This window comes from Leminorella grimontii ATCC 33999 = DSM 5078 (assembly GCF_000439085.1).
Lineage (GTDB): Bacteria > Pseudomonadota > Gammaproteobacteria > Enterobacterales > Enterobacteriaceae > Leminorella > Leminorella grimontii.
The window spans coordinates 23,492-43,888 of record NZ_AUUA01000001.1 but is presented as its reverse complement, the minus strand read 5'-3'; the positions used below and the strand labels follow the sequence as shown (position 1 = coordinate 43,888).

Here is a 20,397-nt window from a genome sequence, read left to right as displayed (position 1 = left end):
GCCGTGTCTCGTACAATCATGTTAATTCCCACCGGCACCAGCGTAGGCCTGACCAGCGTCAGCCTCGGTGTCGTGCGCGCCATGGAGCGCAAAGGCGTCCGTCTGGGCGTATTCAAGCCCGTTGCCCAGTCTCGCTCCGGCGACGAAGTTGCGGATCAAACCACCACCATTCTACGCGCAAACTCTAACGCCACAACGGCAGAGCCGCTGAGCATGACGCTGGTTGAAAGCCTGCTGAGCAACAACCAGCAGGACGTACTGATGGAAACCATCGTTGCGCGCTATCAGGAATGCGCCAAAGGATCAGAAGTCGTTCTGATCGAAGGTCTGGTTCCTACGCCTAAGCATCAGTTCGCCAACGCGCTGAACTATGAAATCGCCAAAACTCTGGGCGCGGAAATCGTCTTCGTCATGTCTCTGGGCAAAGATTCTCCGGCGCAGCTCAAAGAGCGCATCGAGCTGGCCCGCTCCAACTTTGGCGGCAGCAAGAACGAAAATATCACCGGCGTTATCATCAACAAGCTGAACGCCCCGGTTGACGATCAGGGCCGCACCCGTCCGGATCTGTCCGAAATGTTCGACGACGCCACGCAAAGCAAGGCGCAGATCACTGCCGTTGACACTGCGAAGCTGTTCACCAACTCCAGCCTGCCGATTCTGGGCTGCATTCCGTGGAACATCGATCTGATCGCAACCCGCGCCGTCGACATGGCTCACCACCTGAAGGCCCGCATTATTAACGAAGGCCAGATCCGCACGCGCCGCATCAAGTCCATCACGTTCTGCGCCCGCAGCATTCCGAACATGCTGACGCATTTCCGCCCCGGTTCCCTGCTGGTTGCCTCCGCGGATCGCCCGGACGTTCTGGTCGCCGCCTGCCTGGCCGCCATGAACGGCGTAGAAATCGGCGCCATCCTGCTGACCGGCGGTTATGAAATCGACGAACGCATCGCCAAGCTGTGCGAGCAGGCGTTTGAAACCGGCCTGCCGGTCTTCATGGTTGACACCAACACCTGGCAAACCTCGCTGTCCCTGCAAAGCTTCAGCCTGGAAGCGCCGTCCGATGACCACGAGCGCATCGAACTGTCGCAAAACCATATCGCCAACCACATCAACAGCGAGTGGATTGACGCGCTAACCGCCAACACCGAAGGCTCTCGCCGCATGTCTCCGCCGGCGTTCCGCTATCAGCTGACCGAGCTTGCCCGTAAGGCCAACAAGCGCGTCGTGCTGCCGGAAGGCGACGAACCGCGCACCATCAAGGCGGCCGCTATATGTGCGGAACGCGGCATCGCACAGTGTATTCTGCTGGGCAACCCTGAAGAAGTGAAGCGCGTTGCCGAAGCGCAGGGCGTTGAGCTAGGCAAAGGCATTGAAATCGTCGATCCGAACGAAGTTCGCGAAATCTACGTTCCTCGCCTGGTTGAGCTGCGCAAGAGCAAGGGTATGACCGAAGTCGTCGCCCGCGAGCAGCTGCAAGACAACGTCGTTCTGGGCACCCTGATGCTGGAACAGGGCGAAGTCGACGGTCTGGTTTCCGGCGCGGTTCACACCACAGCCAACACCATTCGTCCGCCGCTTCAGCTTATCAAGACCGCGCCGGGCAGCTCGCTGGTGTCATCCGTGTTCTTCATGCTGCTGCCTGAGCAGGTTCTGGTTTACGGCGACTGCGCCATCAACCCGGATCCGACCGCAGAACAGCTGGCGGAAATCGCCATTCAGTCCGCGGACTCCGCCGCCGCCTTCGGCGTCGATCCTCGCGTTGCGATGATCTCCTACTCTACCGGTAATTCCGGCACCGGCAGCGACGTAGACAAAGTGCGCGAAGCGACCCGCATCGCTCAAGAAAAGCGTCCTGACCTGGTTATCGACGGCCCGCTGCAGTACGACGCGGCCATCATGGAAGACGTTGCCCGCTCCAAAGCCCCCAACTCACCGGTTGCGGGTAAAGCCACGGTATTCATCTTCCCGGATCTGAACACCGGTAACACCACTTACAAAGCGGTACAGCGTTCAGCCGATCTGGTCTCCATCGGACCGATGCTGCAAGGCATGCGCAAGCCGGTTAACGACCTGTCCCGCGGCGCGCTGGTAGATGATATCGTCTACACCATCGCCCTGACGGCGATTCAGGCCGTGCAGATCGAAGCGGCTAAGTAAGATAGCGTAACGAAACGGGCCGCTGAAAGGCGGCCCGGAATAAAACAAAGCGCCAAAACCGTCACTCGGCTTTGGCGTTTTTATTTTGTCGGAAATAGTGCAGAAAGAAGTTATACACCACTTTAGCCTCATCAATCGCATGAGCAAAATGAGATACCACATCCTCTACCTGAACGCCTGCAAGGTTTCTATCAGACTCCGTAGCTTCTATGTCATTAAGCATACAAAAGAAATACGAACAGTCGACGCTATCCTGATAGGCATCGGTATAGCTTCCCGCCTTCCCAAGAAACGTCGCCCAGGAAATTTGACCAATACGATATTTTAAAAACAGGCAGGCAACATAGAATTCCGTTGTCCCCAAGAATTCGATAAAAGGCTCGGAATAGGCATAAGTACAAACGATACTGATTGCATCAGGTTGGAACTCTTCAGTCGCCAACTCAAGTATCCAGTCTGGTGGGGTGTCTTTACGTAAAATAACGTCATCGCACCAGGGAATAAAGTATCGGTAGTCAATCAGATCGGCCTCCAGCATGAGACCAAGCCTGACGGCAAACGCCTTTGATAAAGGCGATAAGCCGGAGGGAAGACTATTGGTCAACCGAGGCCATGCCCATTTCATCAGGATTGCGCGAAAGCCACAGGTTCAGCGCCTTGATGGAGTCCGGCGTAAACTCGTCCGCCCGCTGGTTGATTTCTTCCAGCGTCATCCAGTGAACGCTCTCCACCTCGTCCTCCTGCAGCGCAAACGGGCCGTGGGAAACGCAGCTGAACAAGCCTCCCCAGACCATGCAGCTTTCGGACTCATAGTAAAACGTGCCGTGATCGGCGAACGGCACGTCGGCGATGCCAAGCTCTTCCTCCGCCTCGCGGCGTGCCGAGGCCAGCATCTCTTCGCCCTTTTGCACCACGCCGCCCGCGGTGGCGTCTAACCATCCCGGATAGAAGTCCTTATTCTTGGTGCGGCGCTGAACCAGCACCTTGTCCATACCGTTGTGCACGACGATGTAGGTCGCTCTGTGACGAAGATTCTTTTGCCGCATCTGTTGGCGAGTTGCCTGCGCCATCACGTTATTGTTTTCATCGACCACATCAACCCATTCGATGCGCTCTGCCTGGCTTTGCTCTTCCATCTATGAAAAACCTTTTATAAAGATACCTGAACGAGGGGATGCCCCTGAGATAACGTCATAACCCTAAGCATACCGTCTTCCAACATGCCGAAGCTTGCCGAATACCCGCCCTTGGGGAGGCTGGCCGAGCCGGGGTTGAACAGGAATATGTCTCCCTGTTTCTCCGCCTGAGGAATATGGGTATGGCCGTAAACAAAAACGTCGCCTTTGCTAAGCGGCGGCAGCTTTTGCGGATGATAGTGGTGCCCATGAGTGAGAAAAAGCCGACGATGATCAAGCACGACCTGCTGCCAAGTCGCTTCAATAGGAAACGTCAGCAGCATCTGATCGACTTCGCTGTCGCAGTTTCCGCGTACGGCTACGATCCTATCGGCGACGTCGTTAAGCCGCTCGGCGACCTTCGCCGGCGCATAGCCTTCCGGCAGAGGATTTCTCGGCCCGTGATACATCAGGTCGCCTAATAAAATCAGCCTGTCGGCGCCCTGGCGTTCAAACGTCGCCAGCACGCTTTCCGTTGCAGGTAGAGAACCATGCAAATCAGAAGCAAACATCAGTTTCATGGATACATCATCCCGACACTTCGCATGGCGGCAAATATACCGCACTTTATCGCGTCATGCGACGGTTTATCACCGTTTGCCTAAACGCTGACCAACGCCCCACTCGGTTGGATAAAAAGGAAAAATCTCTTGATGTTGTGAACCATCAAACGCTATTGCGTCATCAATTCGCTATCATTAAGGTATCTGATTATACAAGACGACTTTAGGCTGTGTCCTTTCACGGCAGCCTCAGGAGATCGCCCATGCATATACTGATTACCGGCGCCACCGGCCTCATCGGTCGCCCGTTGACAAAAAAGCTGCTCTCTCTGTCGCATAGCGTCACGCTTCTCAGCCGCAGTCCGGACAAAGCGCGGGCTTTATTTGGCGACGGCGTTACCGTTTTAGGTTCTCTTGATCACCTTCCCTCGCTGGACAACGTCGACGCGGTGATCAACCTGGCCGGAGAGCCGATCGCCGATAAGCGCTGGAGCGACGGGCAGAAGCGCCTCCTTTGCCACAGCCGCTGGCAGCTAACGGCGCAGCTCAGCAAGCTTATTCTCGAAAGCCAGACGCCTCCGGCGACGTTTATTTCCGGCTCTGCCGTCGGCTACTACGGCGATCAGGGGCAAAGCATCGTCACAGAGGACGAAACGCCGCACAGCGAGTTCACCCACATGCTCTGCCAACGCTGGGAGCAAGAGGCGCTGGCGGCTCAAAGCGAAAAAACGCGGGTTTGCCTGCTTCGTACCGGCATCGTGCTGTCAACCGAAGGAGGCGCGCTGGCGAAGATGATGCCGATATTCAAAGCCGGACTCGGCGGTCCTATCGGCAGCGGCCTTCAGTACATGCCGTGGATCCACATCGACGACATGGTCAACGGCATCCTGTTTTTACTCAACACGCCGGTTCTTCAGGGGCCGTTCAACATGGTCGCCCCTTACCCCGTTCACAACGAGCTGTTTACCGACCTGCTGTCGTCGGCGCTGGACAGGCCGCATTTTTTCCGAACGCCGGCCTTCGTCATCCGCCTGCTGATGGGAGAGGCGTCCGTTTTGGTTCTCGGCGGACAGCGCGCACTGCCCAAGCGGCTGGAAGAGGCGGGCTTTGAATTCACCTATTCAGAACTGGAAGATGCGTTTAAAAACCTGTTTCCCGATAGCTAGCGAGCGTTGGAACGTTAAGATTTCCCCCGCCAGCGGGTAAACAGTTCGGCTGCCGGTTCGATATCGAACTGATCCAGCACTCGGCTAACGGTTTGGTCAACGATATCTTGAATTGTCTGTGGCCGATGATAAAAGGCCGGCACCGGCGGCATGATAACCGCGCCCAGCTCCGCCGCCTGCGTCATCAGCCGCAGGTGCCCCAAATGCAGCGGGGTTTCGCGCACGCAAAGCACCAGCGGCTTTCTCTCTTTTAACGTCACGTCGGCAGCGCGGCTCAGCAATTCATCGGTATAGCTGTTAACGATAGCGGAAAGGGTTTTCATCGAACAGGGAAGAACGACCATGCCGTGGCAGCGAAAGGAGCCGGAAGACACCGACGCGGCGATGTCGCGCACGTCATGGACCACGTCGGCCAGCTCTGTCACCTCACGCAGGGAATAATCCGTCTCTAAAGACAGCGTCTGGCGCGCGGCCTGGCTCATTATCAGATGGCTTTCTACCTGCGGGCAGTCTCGAAGCACCTGAAGCAGGCGTACGCCGTACAGCGCGCCGCTGGCGCCGGAAATACCGACGATCAGTCGTTTCATCATGGGGATTATGTCCTTCCTCTCTTTTGAGCACTGACTTTGCCGCAATCACCGGCCTGAATCAATCTTAATCATAGAGAGAAAAAGGGATTTTATTCGTGCGCGGACGCAGAAAAGCAAAAGGCCCAGCGACAATAAGCGTCGCCGGGCCTTTTAGAAGATAGCGTTAGCCTTCGTTATACATCTCGAGGTTTTCTACGGTCTGCTGCTCTTTGTCCGCCTTCGCGTCGTCGTTACGCAGCCCGTCGAGATAGTTCAGATAGTGCTGGTCGATGTCGTTGGTGACGTAGATGCCGTCAAACACCGAGCTTTCAAACTTTTCAATGTCGCGGTTATCGTCGCGCACCGCTTCCACCAGATCGTCAAGATCCTGAAAAATCAGCGCGTCGGCGCCGATGATGCGATTGATTTCGTCTACGTCGCGACCGTGGGCAATCAGCTCATTGGCGCTCGGCATATCGATGCCGTAAACGTTGGGGAATCGCACCTCCGGTGCGGCCGAGGCCAGGTAAACCTTCTTCGCTCCCGCTTCGCGGGCCATCTCAACGATCTGCTCCGACGTCGTGCCGCGAACGATAGAGTCGTCCACCAGCAGCACGCACTTATCGCGAAACTCCGCCCGGTTGGCGTTCAGCTTGCGACGCACTGACTGCTTTCTCTTCTGTTGACCGGGCATAATAAACGTCCGCCCGACGTAGCGGTTTTTCACAAAGCCCTGACGATAGGGTTTATCAAGAATGCGGGCGATTTCCAGCGCGATGTCGCAGGAGGTTTCAGGAATGGGGATCACTACGTCGATCTCAAGATCTTCCCACTCTTTGGCGATCTTCTCGCCCAGCGTTTTACCCATGCGAACGCGGGCGCTATAGACGGAAATCTTATCGATAAACGAGTCCGGACGGGCGAAATAAACGTACTCAAACAGGCAGGGGTGATTCTTCGGGCTGTCGGCGCACTGTTCGGTGAACAGCTGCCCTTCCAGCGTCACGTAGATAGCCTCTCCCGGCTCCACGTCGCGCATAAACTCAAAGCCCAGAGTATCCAGCGCCACGCTCTCGGAAGCCACCATATACTCAACGCGCCCGTCGGCCAGCCGACGCTTGCCGATAACCAGCGGCCGGATGCCGTTAGGGTCGCGAAACGCCAGCATGCCGTGGCCGATAATCAGCGCGACGCAGGCATAGGCGCCGCGGATCAGGCGATGGGTGTTACGAACGGAGGTGAAAATATCTTCCGGCGTGAGCGGATAGTGGCGAAAATTGTCCAGCTCGCTGGCTAAAATATTGAGAAGCACCTCAGAGTCAGAGGTGGTGTTCACGTGACGGCGGGCGACCTCAAACAGCTTGTCCCGCAGCTCGTGGGCGTTGGTCAGATTGCCGTTGTGAGCCAAAGAAATGCCGTACGGCGAGTTGACGTAAAACGGCTGCGCTTCGGAGGCGCTGGAGCAGCCTGCGGTGGGATAGCGAACGTGCCCAATGCCAAGCGAGCCCTGCAGGCGCTGCATGTGCCGCATTTCAAACACGTCCTTAACCAGTCCATTGGCCTTTCTCAGGCGAAAGTTATTGTTTCCATCAATGGTCACGATGCCTGCGGCATCCTGACCTCGGTGTTGGAGCACGGTGAGTGCATCATAAATGGATTGGTTAACGGGGGTGAACCCGGCAATACCGACAATACCGCACATGCTGTCTATTCCTCATCAGTATCACCGCACGCCCCCCTAGCCAACCTAAGGCATCGCGTGCGGCAAGAAACTCGACGAACTCTGTAAGTGGTCAAAGAACCACTTGATTAGTGGGCTAAACTGCGGAATAAGCTGGGATTGCGCCCAGGCTTCGCTTTGAGAAAACGCCGTAAAGGAGTCGAGGAAAAACAGCAGCGCCGCGACAATCAGCGCTCCGCGCAGCGCGCCAAAGCAGACGCCCAGCACGCGATCCGTACCGGAAAGCCCGGTATGTTTCACCAACGACCCAATCACATAGTTAACAATAGCACCCACAATTAGCGTCGCAACGAACAACGCGGCGATAGCAATAGCGTTACGTATCAGCTCATCCTGAAACTGCGTAAAGTAGACCGTCAGATAGGGATAAAAACGACTGGCGACAAAAAACGCCGCAACCCAGGTCACCAACGACAGCGCTTCACGAACGAACCCCCGAATCAGGCTGACCAGAAGAGAAAAGGCGATAACGCCGATAATGACATAGTCAACCCAGTTCAGCATACCCACATCCATGCAGTGACGTAAAACTTCATACAATTAACCTATACAAAATACTACGCCGTCGCGTTGCGGCGCATTCTATCAGAAAAAGAAAACGTTTGCGTAGCCATTTTATCGCTAAGCAAACGTTACCGTGCAGTTGTATATGCTTTGACCTGCCCGCTAAGGCCGGTCAAACGATTAAGCTCCGGCAGCGCGGATTCGAGCTTCTGCTTCGACGGATCCGGCCCTACGATAAGGCGAGTAACCTTACCCTGCACCGGAGTAGCCGGAATGGTGTAAACCCGGTAGCCCGACAGGCGCAGCGTAGCCACCAGCTCATTCACCTTATCGGCATTTTTCAATGCGCCCAGCTGTACGATGTAGGCCTGACCGACGGGCGGCTTTTCCTGAGGCTTCTCTTTTGGCTTATCCTTGGGCTTTTCCGCCGAGTCGGTCTTAGCCGTCGTTGGTTTAGTCTCAGCTGGCTTTGTATCGACAGGCTTGCTGTCAGGCTTCGTCGTGGTCGCAACGTTTGTCGACGGCGGCGCCTTCGGAGATTCCGGCGTCAGCGTAGGCGGCGTAGGCTCGGGCGGCGACGTTTGCGCCGTCTGAGCAGCGGCCGGACTCTCACCCGCCGTGCCGCTGGTCGAAGGCGACGTTTGCGGCAGGTTGTGGTTTACCGACGGCAATATTTCCGCACTCTGCTCGTCGCCTTCTTTAGGCACCAGCGGAATTGAGGCGAAGGTATCCTCATAGTGTTTTTTCTTGCCGTCAAACAGGTTGGGCAGCACAATAACGCCGATGGCGACGATAATCACTGCGCCAACCAGCCTGTTTTGAAACTGGCTAGCCATGCTGTTCTCCCTCTGATAGTGCGCCCGCCTCCATGACGTGAGCGACGGTATGAAACGATCCGCAAACCACAATTGTGTCTGCCGGACTAGCATCGTTTTGCGCCTGACGCCACGCCTCGGCCACGTCGGCAAAAATTCGAGCGCCGGGCAGGTGCTCCGCCAACAGCTCGGCCTTCGCGCCGCGCGGGCCTTCCAGCGGCGCGCAGTACCATTCGTCCACCTGTGGTTTTAGGTATTCAAGCGTCCCGGCAATGTCTTTATCCGCCAGCATGCCCACGACGGCGTAAACTTTGCCGCCCCGCTTGGGCAAAGACGACAGGCGCTGTGCGAGATAGGCCGCCGCGTGCGGATTGTGGGCCACGTCTAATATTCTTAGCGGAGCGTCGCCAATGATTTGAAAACGCCCGGGCAGCGAGGCCTGCATCAACCCCTGGCGGATTGCGTCCAGGCTGACGTCTAATCCGGAATAGCGGATCGCCGCCAGCGCCGTGGCGGCATTGGGCATAGGAATGGAAGGTTCGGGCAGCGCATTGAGCGCAACGTCTTTCGAACGCCAACTCCATGCACCTTCTACCGGTTCGTCAAACGACCAGTCTACGCCGCGCCGATAGAGCACCGCCCCCGTCGCCGCAGCGACGTCGGCAATAGAACGCGGCATATCCGGCTCGCCAACCACCGCGGGCTGGCCTGCGCGGAAAATACCGGCCTTTTCTCTGCCTATCGCCTCGCGATCGGAACCGAGCCAGTCGGTATGATCCAGTGCAATGCTGGTAATAACCGATACGCTAGGGTCGACGATATTCGTCGCGTCCAGACGGCCGCCCAGCCCGACTTCTAAAATGACTACGTCCAGCTTGGCGCGTTTAAACAGGTCAAGCGCCGCCAGCGTTCCAAACTCGAAATAGGTCAGCGAAGTGTTTCCTCTTCCCTGCTCTACGCGAGCGAACGCCTGACAGTGATCGCTTTCCGGCAGCTCCATCCCCTGAATTCTCACCCGCTCGGTATAGCGAATAAGGTGGGGCGAACTGTAAACGCCAACCTTAAGCCCCTGCGCCATAAGGATCGCTTCCAGCATACGACAGGTCGTACCTTTTCCGTTGGTGCCGGCGACGGTAAAAATAAAGGGGGCGGGGGTTAGCAGGTCGAGCGATGCCGCAACGGCGCGTACGCGCATAAGCCCCAGCTCAATGGCTTGGCTGTGCAAGCGCTCAAGATAATAAAGCCACGCGGCGAGTGGCGACGTGGCTTGAGGTATGTCCAGCTCTTTCATGATTCCCGTTCACTTGATTACGGTTTCACTCATTGGCCCGACTGCTCGGGCCGCTGATTGGCTGTTCGCAACGAACGAGCCGAGAAATTACTCTGCGGGCTGCTCGGGCTGCGCTGCCTTATCCGATTCGCCGCTTTCAGCAACAATCACTTCGCCTTCATGCGGCAAAGGACGATGAGTCAGCTTGGCCAGCAGCCCCGCTAAGCGATCGCGCATCTCAGGCCGGCGAACAATCATATCGATCGCGCCCTTCTCAATCAGAAACTCGCTGCGCTGGAACCCCGGCGGCAATTTCTCGCGCACGGTCTGCTCGATAACGCGTGGACCGGCGAAGCCGATCAGCGCCTTGGGTTCGGCAACGTTAATATCGCCCAGCATCGCTAAACTCGCAGACACGCCGCCCATGGTCGGGTCAGTCAGTACGGAAATATAGGGAAGGCCGCGTTCCTGCATTTTCGCCAGCGCTGCGCTGGTTTTCGCCATCTGCATCAGCGAAAACAGGGATTCCTGCATGCGGGCGCCGCCGCTGGCAGAGAAACAAACCAGCGGGCAACCGTCTTCCAATGCCTGCTCAACCGCACGCACGAAGCGAGCGCCAACGACGGACGCCATTGAGCCGCCCATAAAAGAAAATTCAAACGCGGCGGCAACGATAGGCATACCGCACAGGGTGCCCTTCATGACGACCATCGCGTCTTTTTCATCCGTCTCTTTCTGAGCGGCAGACAGGCGATCTTTGTACTTTTTAGAATCTTTAAACTTCAGCAGATCCTTTGGCTCCAGCTCGCTGCCCAGCTCCGTTTCGCTGCCTTCGTCAAGGAAGCTGTGTAAGCGCGCGCGCGCAGTAATGCGCATATGATGGTCGCACTTCGGACACACTTCCAGATTACGATCCAGCTCGGCGCGATAAAGCACCTGTCCGCAGCTGTCACACTTAGTCCACACCCCTTCAGGAATGCTGGCCTTACGCGTAGGCGTACTGCTTTTACTTAAAATTCTTTCAATCCAGCTCATTGATGACTCTCTGGTTTAAAAAACGTTATTTTACAACTAGTAACGTAAAATTTAGTTCATATTTTGCGCTACAATATACAACAAAATGCGACTTTCCGCTATCTATCATTCAATAACTTGAAGCTCATTTCGAACGAAAAACAGAGGGGTTCAATGCGTTTAGCGTAGCTTGAATGCTGCAATAAAAAAAGTAAACCCCTGTGAGTTTGTTTGTTCGCCAATTGTGCAGGCAACAAAAAACCCTCCGGAGGACGCTCACCAAGCTTACCAGCGGGTTTTACGAAAGTTTCGTAAAACTCTCCTTTGACCGTGATCTAAAAGTTGACAGTTTGACACCTCCGCAATCCTATCGCATACTGACCGCACTGAACAAATAAGCGGTCATTCCGCACCCGATAGCTTTGCGGCTTTTTTATGCCTGCAATTTGGCATAACTACATCCAGACAAAGTCGGGTGGAGAGGCGTAATACAATACCCGTGAGGGAAATAGGCCCGGAGCGTCTTATTTGGCTCAGTTGACACCCGGCACCAGCTACTAACTGGTGCTCAGACTAAACAAATAAGGAGGTCATCATGACCGCATTAGCTATTCAGCCTATCTCATTTTCCTTCCATGAAACTCATGACGTCCGCATTCAGGTGATCGACGGCGAACCGTGGTTTTGCCTCAAAGATGTGTGCGGCATCCTATCTGTTACTATTGCCAGCCCTTCTCGCTTCCAAATGGATATGGAAGGGGTTACAAAAAATGTAATCCCTACTGATGGAGGCCAACAGCAATTGACTTTCGTCAACGAACCCAACCTTTACCGCGTTATTTTCAGAAGCAACAAACCAGAAGCAAAACAGTTTCAAGACTGGGTATTTAATGAGGTTCTACCCTCCATCCGTAAAACAGGCAAATACGAACAGCCGCAGGATGCCCCTGAGCCGCTAAGCTCTGCTGAGATGAACGAGATATCCCGCTTAATATGGATAATGTCACATCGCTTCAGGGCCAGTAACTCATGCTCTCATGCAATCTGGTATGCATTACGCCAAGCAACAAGAACCCCATCACCCAAGCCTTTTAACGTTCGTGATATGCCGATCATAGCTGACGAGCTACGCCGGATAATGTCGGCGGCCCAAGGCGTGCATGTGCTGGTCGGAGACTTCGAGTCTGCAATCATCAAGAAGGTCATCAGGAAGTGCGGAAATCCAGTACCAATCATGCGTGAATTCGAGTCTGAATTTGCATTGTTGTCGCATGAAATAGACTCAGGGAGACAGGAATTAAACAAGTATGACGATCGCTGCATCAAAGAATTGCAGAGGCCAAGACTTATTAACTGAGTTTTAAGCAACTACGCGGCTCTGTAATCAGGGCCGCAATTGCCCACCAAAGTTGACAATAAAAAACCCTCCGGAGAGGGTTTGTTAGTTCATGCCGCAAGTGCATTAATACATTGGCTTATTCGCCTTATCTTCTGTAATGCACCCGCGTAGGATGCAAACAATCCAGAGTTGGCCTTCATCAGCGCTGCACTCAATGGGACGCCTACTGTTTGAATATATTTCCCATCGATCAGTTCATGAATCGTTATGCTCAACTCACCATCAGGCATCTCCCCTGAGCCAAGGATGTAACTTTTCATGCTGCCGTCCTAGCTGAACTCAGCAGCTTGGACAACTTTGTTAACCCCTTCCCTGTAACAAGCGTTGTAATCGACTGCTGCAATCCATTCTCAGGATGCATAAATTTACTGATTTTCACATCCAGCAGGCCGGAATTTATTTTGTCTTGGTATGGCTCATTATGACGAGTCATCCAACCCTGCTGACGCATGAAAGAGCACAGACGATTACGGCCAGTGTTAAGAGTCTTAGCCGCCTGGGCGATAGAAATCGCATCTGGCGCTACCGCTACTTCATCATGGAACCGGGCTTTAGGCGCTAGTTCCTCAACCTTATTCTCAAGAGTGATAACTTTCTCGGTGTAGCCCAAGAGCAAGCTGCGCATTGTGGCTGGATCATTAAGGGCCGCCATCGGATCGGCTTGTTTGGTTGACTCAAGCTCAAACCAACGGTCAATGACTGCTGTCCTTCGCTTTATGTCATAGCCAGTTATCAAGATTTCAGTATAACGACGGGATAAAAAATACTCCCATGCATTAGGGTTGCCTTCATCATACTGAACACAGTTAACATGCTGATTAGTAAGGTAACTCAGATTTGAGTTACGGACATAATCATCTGGCTACCCATCCAATAAGGCCGCTAGAATAGCCCGAATATCACGGCAAACATTATCATGACGCTTCCCTGTTAACTTCGCAATTTCACGGCTAGACATCATTGGGGCTGAATTAGTGACAACCGTTACTTGGTTTGGTATAGTTTGCATAGTTTCATTCCTTTTGTGGTGATTGGTTGGAACTAAATTTGAAACCTCAACTGTTGGCGCAGTTGGGGTTTTTGCTTTTCTACTAGATTGTGATTTCACCCTTCTTCTCCATTTCATCAAGCAGTTTTAGGCGATATACAACCTCGCTATGCATTGTCCGCATAGACCGATTAGCGGATTGCTGAATCCCCCCCTTTAACTCAGGAGGAATTCTTAACTGCATAGGGTTGATTGTTTTCTTATCTTTATTCATCATATAACCTCACTTTGTCAAAATCACAACATCATAATACTTCAAAAGAACACAAAATCAAGAGGTTTTATGATAAAAAAAGAGAAACACATGAAGAAACATGAAGAAAGACATCTATTCTTCAAGCGGGTCGCAGAAGCTAGAGCGCTAAATTCACTAACGCAACAAGAACTTGCAGATATTGTTGGTGTATCACAACGCCAAATTGCAGCTTATGAAGCGGCTGACTCATTCCCTAGAAAAGGCATCTTGATTAAACTGGCAACAGCCCTTGGAACCACGCCTGAATGGCTAACGACTGGAGAGGGAGAGAGCAGAATAAAGGCTCGCATATCCCCTGCGGATGTTTCATACAAAGTCCCCATCCTTCAATCAGAACAAATTATTGATTGGTTGGTCACGATTGGTGATACCGTAGGATTAGTCAAATTTCATAATACCTCACACAAACTAAGTTCAACTGCCTTTGCTATGCATATAAATGATGAGGCGATGTCTGCATCAACTCCAGACGGATATGGATTCCCTAAAGGGGCATTGGTCATATTTGAGCCAGCAATTGAAGCCAAAAATCAAGATTTCGTGTTAGCAATACTTGATAATGACTTTAAAAATGCTATTTTCCGCAGGTACTTCCCAGGGCTTATGACTACAACGCTTACTCCTTTGGATTCTAGATACCCTCAAGAACAATTTGAAAATAAAGACATTGAAGATGGAAAGCTAAGCCTTATTCCTGCGGTTTATGTTGAAATCACGCTGCCCGCTTTATCAAGAACTTGATAGGTGTTACGTAAACCATTTCCTCTATAGCTACCCCACCAAGGCGCACGGATGCGCCATAAAATACAGCCCTGCTATGCGCAGGGCTTTCTTCTACCGATACAGCTCAGGATGTGCGGCGCGGCATCAGTTAAGACGCCATCTCGGTAGAATAAACTTGGACTCTCAAATCAACCCACCGACCTGCTGGTATATCAATCGACTCGCCGTCGTCATATCCATCGCGCTCATTACGAGCAAATGCTGGCGCTGTGGGGTGAGTCCGATGATACGTTTTCACGATAACGTCGCCTGTAGGCTCTATTTCGTAGTCTACCCATATCAAAGGTTGTTTGTTCTCGTCTGTCGGAACTTCAATGTGCCATGCTGAATCTGAACAGAACCCCATGATTGCGCCGGTAAGCCGGTAAACCCCTTCGGAAATTCGCTCAGACGTTACGCCTTTGGCTTCATTATTTGGCTCACTACCTCCATCACCAAAAAGCTTAACAATTGGAGATGCTCTTTTAATGAATCCGTTTGAGTCAACAGTAGTATTAACAGTATTCCAATTTGTAATCCAAGTAATATCACTACCATCAGCATACGACAGAAACTGAATTGCATCCGGCCGAACAATAAGTGCAGAAAAAGCCTGATTTTCTGCTCCTGTACTTCCTCCAGGTCCAAAGTCTCTATCACTCATTCGAATGCACAACCCGTATGAGCCTGGCCCACCGCTTGTGGTGGCGTTCATTTTATATATCCCTGATGCAAGAGTCTTATCAAAAATATCAGCTATGTACGGATTATTGGTATTACCGACACCAAAATCTCCTTGCTTTAATATAGGAGTCCCGTCGATTGAAGCCCCCGTTGTAAAATTTGGGTTGTTTGTCGGCGCACCACCCAAATTGTCTAACGCTTCACTTGCTGTTGTTGCCCCTGTCCCACCTTGAGTTATTGGTACTGAGCCACTGACCTTGATAGCCACTTCGCTTAAACCGAGGTTTTCAAGAGCGCCGGAAACAGAGGCAAGGTCTGATAGATTATTTTCTTTGAGCAACGCTTTATCGGGATTAGCCGCCGCCGCCCTATCAGCATCAGCTTTCGCTGAGGCTGCTGAAGAGGCCGCATTAGTCTCACTTTCAGCAGCATTAGAAGCACTACTTGAGGCCGCTGTAGATGACTCTGCCGCTGCATTTTTACTGCTTTCCGCAGAAGCTGCACTCGTGTTGGCCGACTCTTTCGCCGCAACCACAACGTCCTTGTCAGTAGACACCTGTTGAGCATCCGCATTGACCGACTGTGCAATTGCCGTGATAGTGTCTAAATCAATCTCCCTTAGCAGCTCAACAACCTTCAACCAGCTGGGGCCATCAAAAGTAGAGCCATCCGGCAGCGTCACTGTAATATCTCTGGCCTCACTAAAAACCTGCTGCCAATTCTGTTTGTCGTAATTCAAACCTCGTAAGGCTCTGGCAGCCTCCGCACCAAGCTGGGCCGTGATTGCGCTCAACGTATCACGCGGAACGGCCGTCCATGCGCTACCCGCTTGCGTTGGTCCGTCATAGACCTTGATGAGCGTCGCTGAAATGTCGCTTTCTATGCTCTTGACGGGTAACGTATAAGTCACACCACCGACCACCGCGACAATGATATCTCCCGCCGCCAGGTCAGAAGTAAACGCTGTCCCCGTTCCGACCACCAAATCAGAATTGTTCGTTAATGTAATAGTTCCTGCGCTCATAACTTCCTCTGCTTAAAAATAAAGATTGCCGTCAATGACAGGTAAAGGCGTTCTGGCGATGTAAGATGATTTCACCGGCCTGATGACCGCCGAGCGAGTGAGCCGATTAGCCGCACCACCGCACACAGCATTTCCGCTCATCTTTACACCGCAGTGATTCCATATCTGCCAGCCGCTTTCGCTAAATACAGCACCCCCAGTTTGACTGATGGGCACCATCGGTTTAGATGATTGACAACCGACCCACGAGTTAGCTACGTCAGGTAGCGTCACTATTTCCGACAACATCATGGGTGCGTATCGAGAGGAGAATGTGCAAGCCCCCGTCGCGTTGTATATCGCCAGACCATAAGCAGGGGGAGAAAGCGTAAACCCCGATGAAAATACAGCTATATTTGCCGTGACGCTGGACGGGTAAATATTCGATGCGACGCCGCCAGAGTGCCTCCAGCAGCGAATAGTCTTTGACGCATCGTCATAGGTCAGCGTCGCACCGGCATCATCCCAGTTAACAAAAACCACGGCATTATCCCAGCCAGGAACGGTTGTAGGTACCGACCACGACTGATTAATCGTAACCGTCCCCGTCCACACACAGCAGCCCACTTTGGAATTACTGGTAATCTCCATGTAGTCCGTTGCGCTGGCTAGCGATATCCCGTATTTCGCTGTGGCATTGGAGACTCCAAGTACCTCGAATACCGCCACATCAACGCGGGTGAGTCCATACCCCATACTGGTACTGAAATAAATGCTATCCCCTGAAAACCAAATATTATTGACGACATCCACATCGACATAAGTTCCGCTGTCAATAACGTAAGTCACCGTTAATGGAACGACGCACAAAGTAGACCCCGGTGTTCGCCCGCTAACAGTGATAGCGTTAGACTTACTGCTATTATTAAATCCCTGTACTGAATATCGGCCAAGGTATGACATTGCCCGGCTGCCGGAGGTAATATCCATCGGCTTGTTTGTCACTTCCGGTGTAATAGAAATACCGTAACTCATGATATTTTCCCCAGAGCAACGCGAGTAATACCCAGCGCGTCCCTCACATAAACGCCGTTATTGTTATAGGTCGTGCTTCCCTGCCCGTACGTTGTGCCGTTCATTTCCATATAGCCATCCCTGAACCCAATCTTTATTCCTATACTTCCCGGAACGTAATTATCCGATTGAATGTAGTTGGCGATATGGGCACTGCCTATGGCGGCATGCTGTATTTTGGCTGAGGTAATAGAGGCATCTTGAATAAAGGCGTCACTAATAAACACTTGCCCATTGATAACAGCAAACGGTGAATACTGAGTGTCCCCGCTTCCGCTCATCAGCACAAACTGATTGGCGTTGAAGCCGGCGCGGGTAACCACAGGTTTTCCTGCCTCAGCAAGCACCGCGATGCTCATACCAGCGCTGTAAAACACATCATTGATACGAACCCCGGCTTTCAGCGTGTGAATCGCTGTTGCACCGTCCGCATCAACAGTAGCCGTCAACTTATCCTCTAGTGTTGCTGTGATATCTTTGACCTGAGCCTGAACCGTTGTTGAAAGCTCCGCCATAGCCTTATCAACTTCAGCTATGGTGGTTTTGACAATCATTATGTCAGCGCGAACTTCTCCATACTGTTTCCATTGGTGATCAACAGTAGAATTATTAGCGAGAGCATTCTGAAGGATTGCGTCTATGTTGGTATTGATGTCGCCTGTAAGTCGCTCGCCGTCTTCTGAGGTAAGGAAGTCGTCTGCGATATCTCCAAGATAGTCGTCGGCGTTATCATTGGACATTCCACGCACCCAGTTGGTCCAGTCACTCTGATTTCCGGTGCGGTCAACAAGTCGGGCGCGATACCAGAATTCCTGCCCGGCTTTCAGCCCCAGTTGCGTATAAGTGTGCTGAGGATAAGGGACACCGGAAAGCAGCAGAGGATTATCCCCGTTACCGTTTACGGAGTACTGTATTTCAGTCTGGAGCGTATCACCCGTGTCTGCCGGGAATGACCAGTCAATCTGTATACCCCAGTTAATCGGCGTGGTGCGCAGACCAACGGGTTTCGGAACGTCACCCTGACGCCCTTTCAGATGGGTCAGCGCTGAGGTTGCCCACAGGCTGGAGGTGCCACCAGAATTGACTGCACGCACCCTGACAAGGTAATCGCCCTCAAATATGCCAGGAACTTCAATATTTCGAAGTCCGGTCTCCGGCAGATTTATCCATTCATTATCCCCGCGCTTCCACTGCACGCGATAGGCAACCACATCCGCCTGCGGCTTACCTTCTTTATCAATCGGCGCATCCCATGTGGCCACCAGCGTTGCCACGCGCTGCCCCTGTTGCACCGCGTCATAACCGGACACGATGATGTTCCCTGGTTGCCCGACGATTCCGGTAGGGATAAGACTAATTGGCGGCGTATCCAGACGAGCATTGTTATCAACGGCGTCATATTTCGATGCGTTGTACTCTGCCCCGGTAATCGTGAAGGTGTTCTCTTCATCATTGAACGTCAGGTTAGTGACGCGGAAGTATTGCAGGCGCAACTGCCCGGCATCAATAACGAATACCGCATCCGGTGACGGGGCCGCCATGAACGGTGTTGCCACCACCAGTTGCGTGCCGTTAACCGCCTGTATAGTGCGACTTTCGACGGCTCCGCCCTGCGTACGAATCATCAGGGTGTCTCCGGCTACTGCGCTGGTTCCCCGATCGGTGGTGACGGCCTTAAGGGACGCATCGTAACTAACCACGCGACCACCGTAAACGCGACCAGACAGACGCTCATCCGCAAAGGCAAACACGGTGCCGGGAACATACGCGAATCCGTCAAGCCCGGTCGTAAGCGTAATCATGCGGTCGAGTGAGTTCGAATATACCGCCCATCCTCCGCGCCGCTGCGCTTCACTCTCTCGCGTACATCCGATAGCGGTCAGTTGTGTCTGTTTAAACTTAAACTGCTTCACCAGTTCAGGAAACATGATCGCTGTTGTTCTGTCCTGATAGTGATTACCCGGATCGCTGAAGTTAACCAACGCACTTGAATAGCGGTTTTTCTCACTGCCACTGGAGTAAACGGGTTTTCCGACGACGGATGCGCGCGTGAGGATTTGCAGCTTCGAAGTATCGGCTGGCATATCCGAGACAACATTAAACATGTTGTTGCCCCAGAACGTCATACCGTTGAAACCGGCGGCAATGTCTTTAACCACCTGCCACGCATCCGCCTGAGACTGGATATAGACGTCAAAGAGAAAGCGAGGTTCGGTGCCGCTGCCGCCAAGACCGTCAGGGACTTTCTGGTCACAGCGCTGGGCAATGCGATAAAGTTCCCACTTATCCAGCATCTCCGGTGTCACACGGCGGCCTAACCCAAAACGCGGTTCGGTCAGCACATCAAACCAGATCCACGCGGGGTTATTCGACCACGCCCACTTAAACGTCCCATCCCATGTGCCGAAATATGTGCGGTTTATCGGATCGTAGTTCTGCGGAATGCGGATTACCCGTCCTTTTGGCTTACACGAAATCTTCGGAATGTTGTTAAACGATTTAGCGTTAAACGACACATACAGTAGTGCGGTATGCGGATAGCGCAGTCTGGCATCAATCACCTCAGTAATGGCTTGTACCTGCGTTTTATTCTGAAGCATCTGACTGGTACTGTCGTCAGTGTCGCGGACAACGCGGATTTGCCAGCCAGTAGTTGCTTTCGGAAGATTAATGCGATGCGTTAACTCGTACAGGGAACTCAGCTTCTCCGCAACCGTTTTACGCATTACCGTTGTGTAAGCCCCGCCATCAGTGGCAACATCGATATGATAAGCAACAGTCGTACCGTTGATATCACCATTGTTTTCCTGTTTCTGGAGACCGGGAATACCGATGCGCACCAGTACAGCATCAATCTGTGTATTGCTGATTGCCCGTGTCCATGGTGTGACTTTGGTCAGGGATACGCCAACAGTAATTTCATTCTCTACAGCGGGGAATCCGGGGATCGGCGTCTGGATCTGCGTTCCCGGGCGAAAATCCCATGACACATTCTCGAAGTTCATTGTCCCGTCAGCATTCCCCAGCGGAGTGCCATCCAGAAAAATACGGGTAGCGTCCAGACCACCAGCGAATTCTCCTTCACCGAGAGCCAGCAGCATGCGACAGCGTGCCATCGACTGAGCGGAATCAGGTTGCTCTACAGGTGTATGTTGTTTCTGGCTGCCGCCTTTTGCACCAGTAATCGTTGTCATATATTGCGCCCATAAAAAAGCCGCACTCTGGCGGCTTGTGGTTGGTTTGCTTGGTGTTAC

19 protein-coding genes are annotated in these 20,397 nt (G+C 52.8%); 4 read left to right on the top strand and 15 right to left on the bottom strand.

Annotated features, from left to right (window positions below; translation table 11 throughout):
• The first annotated feature begins 3 nt into the window (after positions 1-3).
• Positions 4-2,160 (top strand): phosphate acetyltransferase, encoded by a 2,157-nt coding sequence (gene pta / locus G544_RS0100240; protein ID WP_027272731.1) that lies wholly within the window; start codon positions 4-6, stop codon positions 2,158-2,160.
• Between the two features lie 61 nt (positions 2,161-2,221).
• On the opposite strand, the gene G544_RS0100235 is transcribed toward pta, so the two are convergent.
• The 3 genes from G544_RS0100235 to yfcE are packed head-to-tail and all read right to left on the bottom strand — an operon-like array spanning position 2,222 to position 3,856.
• Positions 2,222-2,785, bottom strand: a complete 564-nt coding sequence (locus G544_RS0100235; protein WP_071783210.1) for a hypothetical protein — start codon at positions 2,783-2,785, stop codon at positions 2,222-2,224.
• Positions 2,754-3,296, bottom strand: a complete 543-nt coding sequence (gene yfcD / locus G544_RS0100230; protein ID WP_027272729.1) for an NUDIX hydrolase YfcD — start codon at positions 3,294-3,296, stop codon at positions 2,754-2,756. The genes G544_RS0100235 and yfcD overlap by 32 nt, the downstream gene beginning before the upstream one ends.
• A gap of 14 nt (positions 3,297-3,310) precedes the next feature.
• Entirely contained in the window at positions 3,311-3,856 is a 546-nt protein-coding gene (gene yfcE, locus G544_RS0100225) for a phosphodiesterase (RefSeq protein ID WP_027272728.1), read from the bottom strand.
• Between the two features lie 245 nt (positions 3,857-4,101).
• Here yfcE and G544_RS0100220 point away from each other — a divergent pair, with 245 nt between their 5' ends.
• The gene (locus G544_RS0100220; protein ID WP_027272727.1) at positions 4,102-5,004 is read left to right on the top strand and encodes a TIGR01777 family oxidoreductase; all 903 of its coding nucleotides are present in this window, start codon (positions 4,102-4,104) and stop codon (positions 5,002-5,004) included.
• A gap of 14 nt (positions 5,005-5,018) precedes the next feature.
• Here G544_RS0100220 and G544_RS0100215 read toward each other — a convergent pair whose 3' ends face one another.
• From G544_RS0100215 to accD, 6 genes are all read right to left on the bottom strand, one after another.
• Positions 5,019-5,591, bottom strand: a complete 573-nt coding sequence (locus tag G544_RS0100215; RefSeq protein ID WP_027272726.1) for a UbiX family flavin prenyltransferase — start codon at positions 5,589-5,591, stop codon at positions 5,019-5,021.
• Between the two features lie 166 nt (positions 5,592-5,757).
• Positions 5,758-7,275, bottom strand: a complete 1,518-nt coding sequence (gene purF / locus G544_RS0100210) for an amidophosphoribosyltransferase (RefSeq protein WP_027272725.1) — start codon at positions 7,273-7,275, stop codon at positions 5,758-5,760.
• Between the two features lie 45 nt (positions 7,276-7,320).
• Positions 7,321-7,815 carry a colicin V production protein gene (cvpA, locus tag G544_RS0100205; RefSeq protein WP_027272724.1) on the bottom strand — a complete coding sequence of 165 codons (495 nt, stop codon included), beginning with the start codon at positions 7,813-7,815 and terminating at the stop codon, positions 7,321-7,323.
• A 131-nt stretch (positions 7,816-7,946) separates the two neighbouring features.
• Positions 7,947-8,654: a cell division protein DedD gene (dedD, locus tag G544_RS0100200; protein WP_027272723.1), complete on the bottom strand. Its 708-nt coding sequence runs from the start codon at positions 8,652-8,654 to the stop codon at positions 7,947-7,949.
• Complete coding sequence (gene folC / locus G544_RS0100195; protein ID WP_027272722.1) at positions 8,647-9,924, bottom strand: bifunctional tetrahydrofolate synthase/dihydrofolate synthase; 1,278 nt, start codon at positions 9,922-9,924, stop codon at positions 8,647-8,649. The genes dedD and folC overlap by 8 nt, the downstream gene beginning before the upstream one ends.
• 87 nt (positions 9,925-10,011) lie before the next feature.
• Entirely contained in the window at positions 10,012-10,938 is a 927-nt protein-coding gene (accD, locus tag G544_RS0100190; protein ID WP_027272721.1) for an acetyl-CoA carboxylase, carboxyltransferase subunit beta, read from the bottom strand.
• A gap of 574 nt (positions 10,939-11,512) precedes the next feature.
• On the opposite strand from accD, the gene G544_RS22435 reads away from it, so the two are divergent.
• A complete protein-coding gene (locus G544_RS22435) occupies positions 11,513-12,274 on the top strand; it encodes a BRO-N domain-containing protein (RefSeq protein WP_071783209.1) in 762 nt (253 codons plus the stop codon).
• A gap of 89 nt (positions 12,275-12,363) precedes the next feature.
• Here the strand turns inward: G544_RS22435 and G544_RS0100175 are convergent, their stop codons facing one another.
• From G544_RS0100175 to G544_RS22425, 3 genes are all read right to left on the bottom strand, one after another.
• The gene (locus tag G544_RS0100175) at positions 12,364-12,576 is read right to left on the bottom strand and encodes a hypothetical protein (RefSeq protein WP_027272720.1); all 213 of its coding nucleotides are present in this window, start codon (positions 12,574-12,576) and stop codon (positions 12,364-12,366) included.
• A complete protein-coding gene (locus G544_RS22430) occupies positions 12,573-12,941 on the bottom strand; it encodes a phage antirepressor KilAC domain-containing protein (protein WP_245614583.1) in 369 nt (122 codons plus the stop codon). Before G544_RS22430 ends, G544_RS0100175 begins: the two co-directional genes overlap by 4 nt.
• Before the next feature lie 237 nt (positions 12,942-13,178).
• On the bottom strand, positions 13,179-13,274 hold the full coding sequence (locus tag G544_RS22425) for a Rha family transcriptional regulator (protein WP_248616905.1): 96 nt from the start codon (positions 13,272-13,274) through the stop codon (positions 13,179-13,181).
• A gap of 394 nt (positions 13,275-13,668) precedes the next feature.
• Between G544_RS22425 and G544_RS0100160 the strand changes: the two genes are divergently transcribed.
• Positions 13,669-14,361 (top strand): helix-turn-helix domain-containing protein, encoded by a 693-nt coding sequence (locus tag G544_RS0100160; protein ID WP_161624096.1) that lies wholly within the window; start codon positions 13,669-13,671, stop codon positions 14,359-14,361.
• 130 nt (positions 14,362-14,491) lie between these two features.
• Here the strand turns inward: G544_RS0100160 and G544_RS21190 are convergent, their stop codons facing one another.
• The 3 genes from G544_RS21190 to G544_RS0100145 are packed head-to-tail and all read right to left on the bottom strand — an operon-like array spanning position 14,492 to position 20,337.
• Entirely contained in the window at positions 14,492-16,090 is a 1,599-nt protein-coding gene (locus tag G544_RS21190) for a phage tail fiber protein (protein ID WP_051155505.1), read from the bottom strand.
• Positions 16,091-16,102: 12 nt separating this feature from the next.
• Complete coding sequence (locus tag G544_RS0100150) at positions 16,103-17,104, bottom strand: DUF6453 family protein (RefSeq protein WP_027272718.1); 1,002 nt, start codon at positions 17,102-17,104, stop codon at positions 16,103-16,105.
• Positions 17,101-20,337 (bottom strand): TipJ family phage tail tip protein, encoded by a 3,237-nt coding sequence (locus G544_RS0100145; protein ID WP_027272717.1) that lies wholly within the window; start codon positions 20,335-20,337, stop codon positions 17,101-17,103. Before G544_RS0100145 ends, G544_RS0100150 begins: the two co-directional genes overlap by 4 nt.
• Positions 20,338-20,397 lie beyond the last annotated feature (60 nt).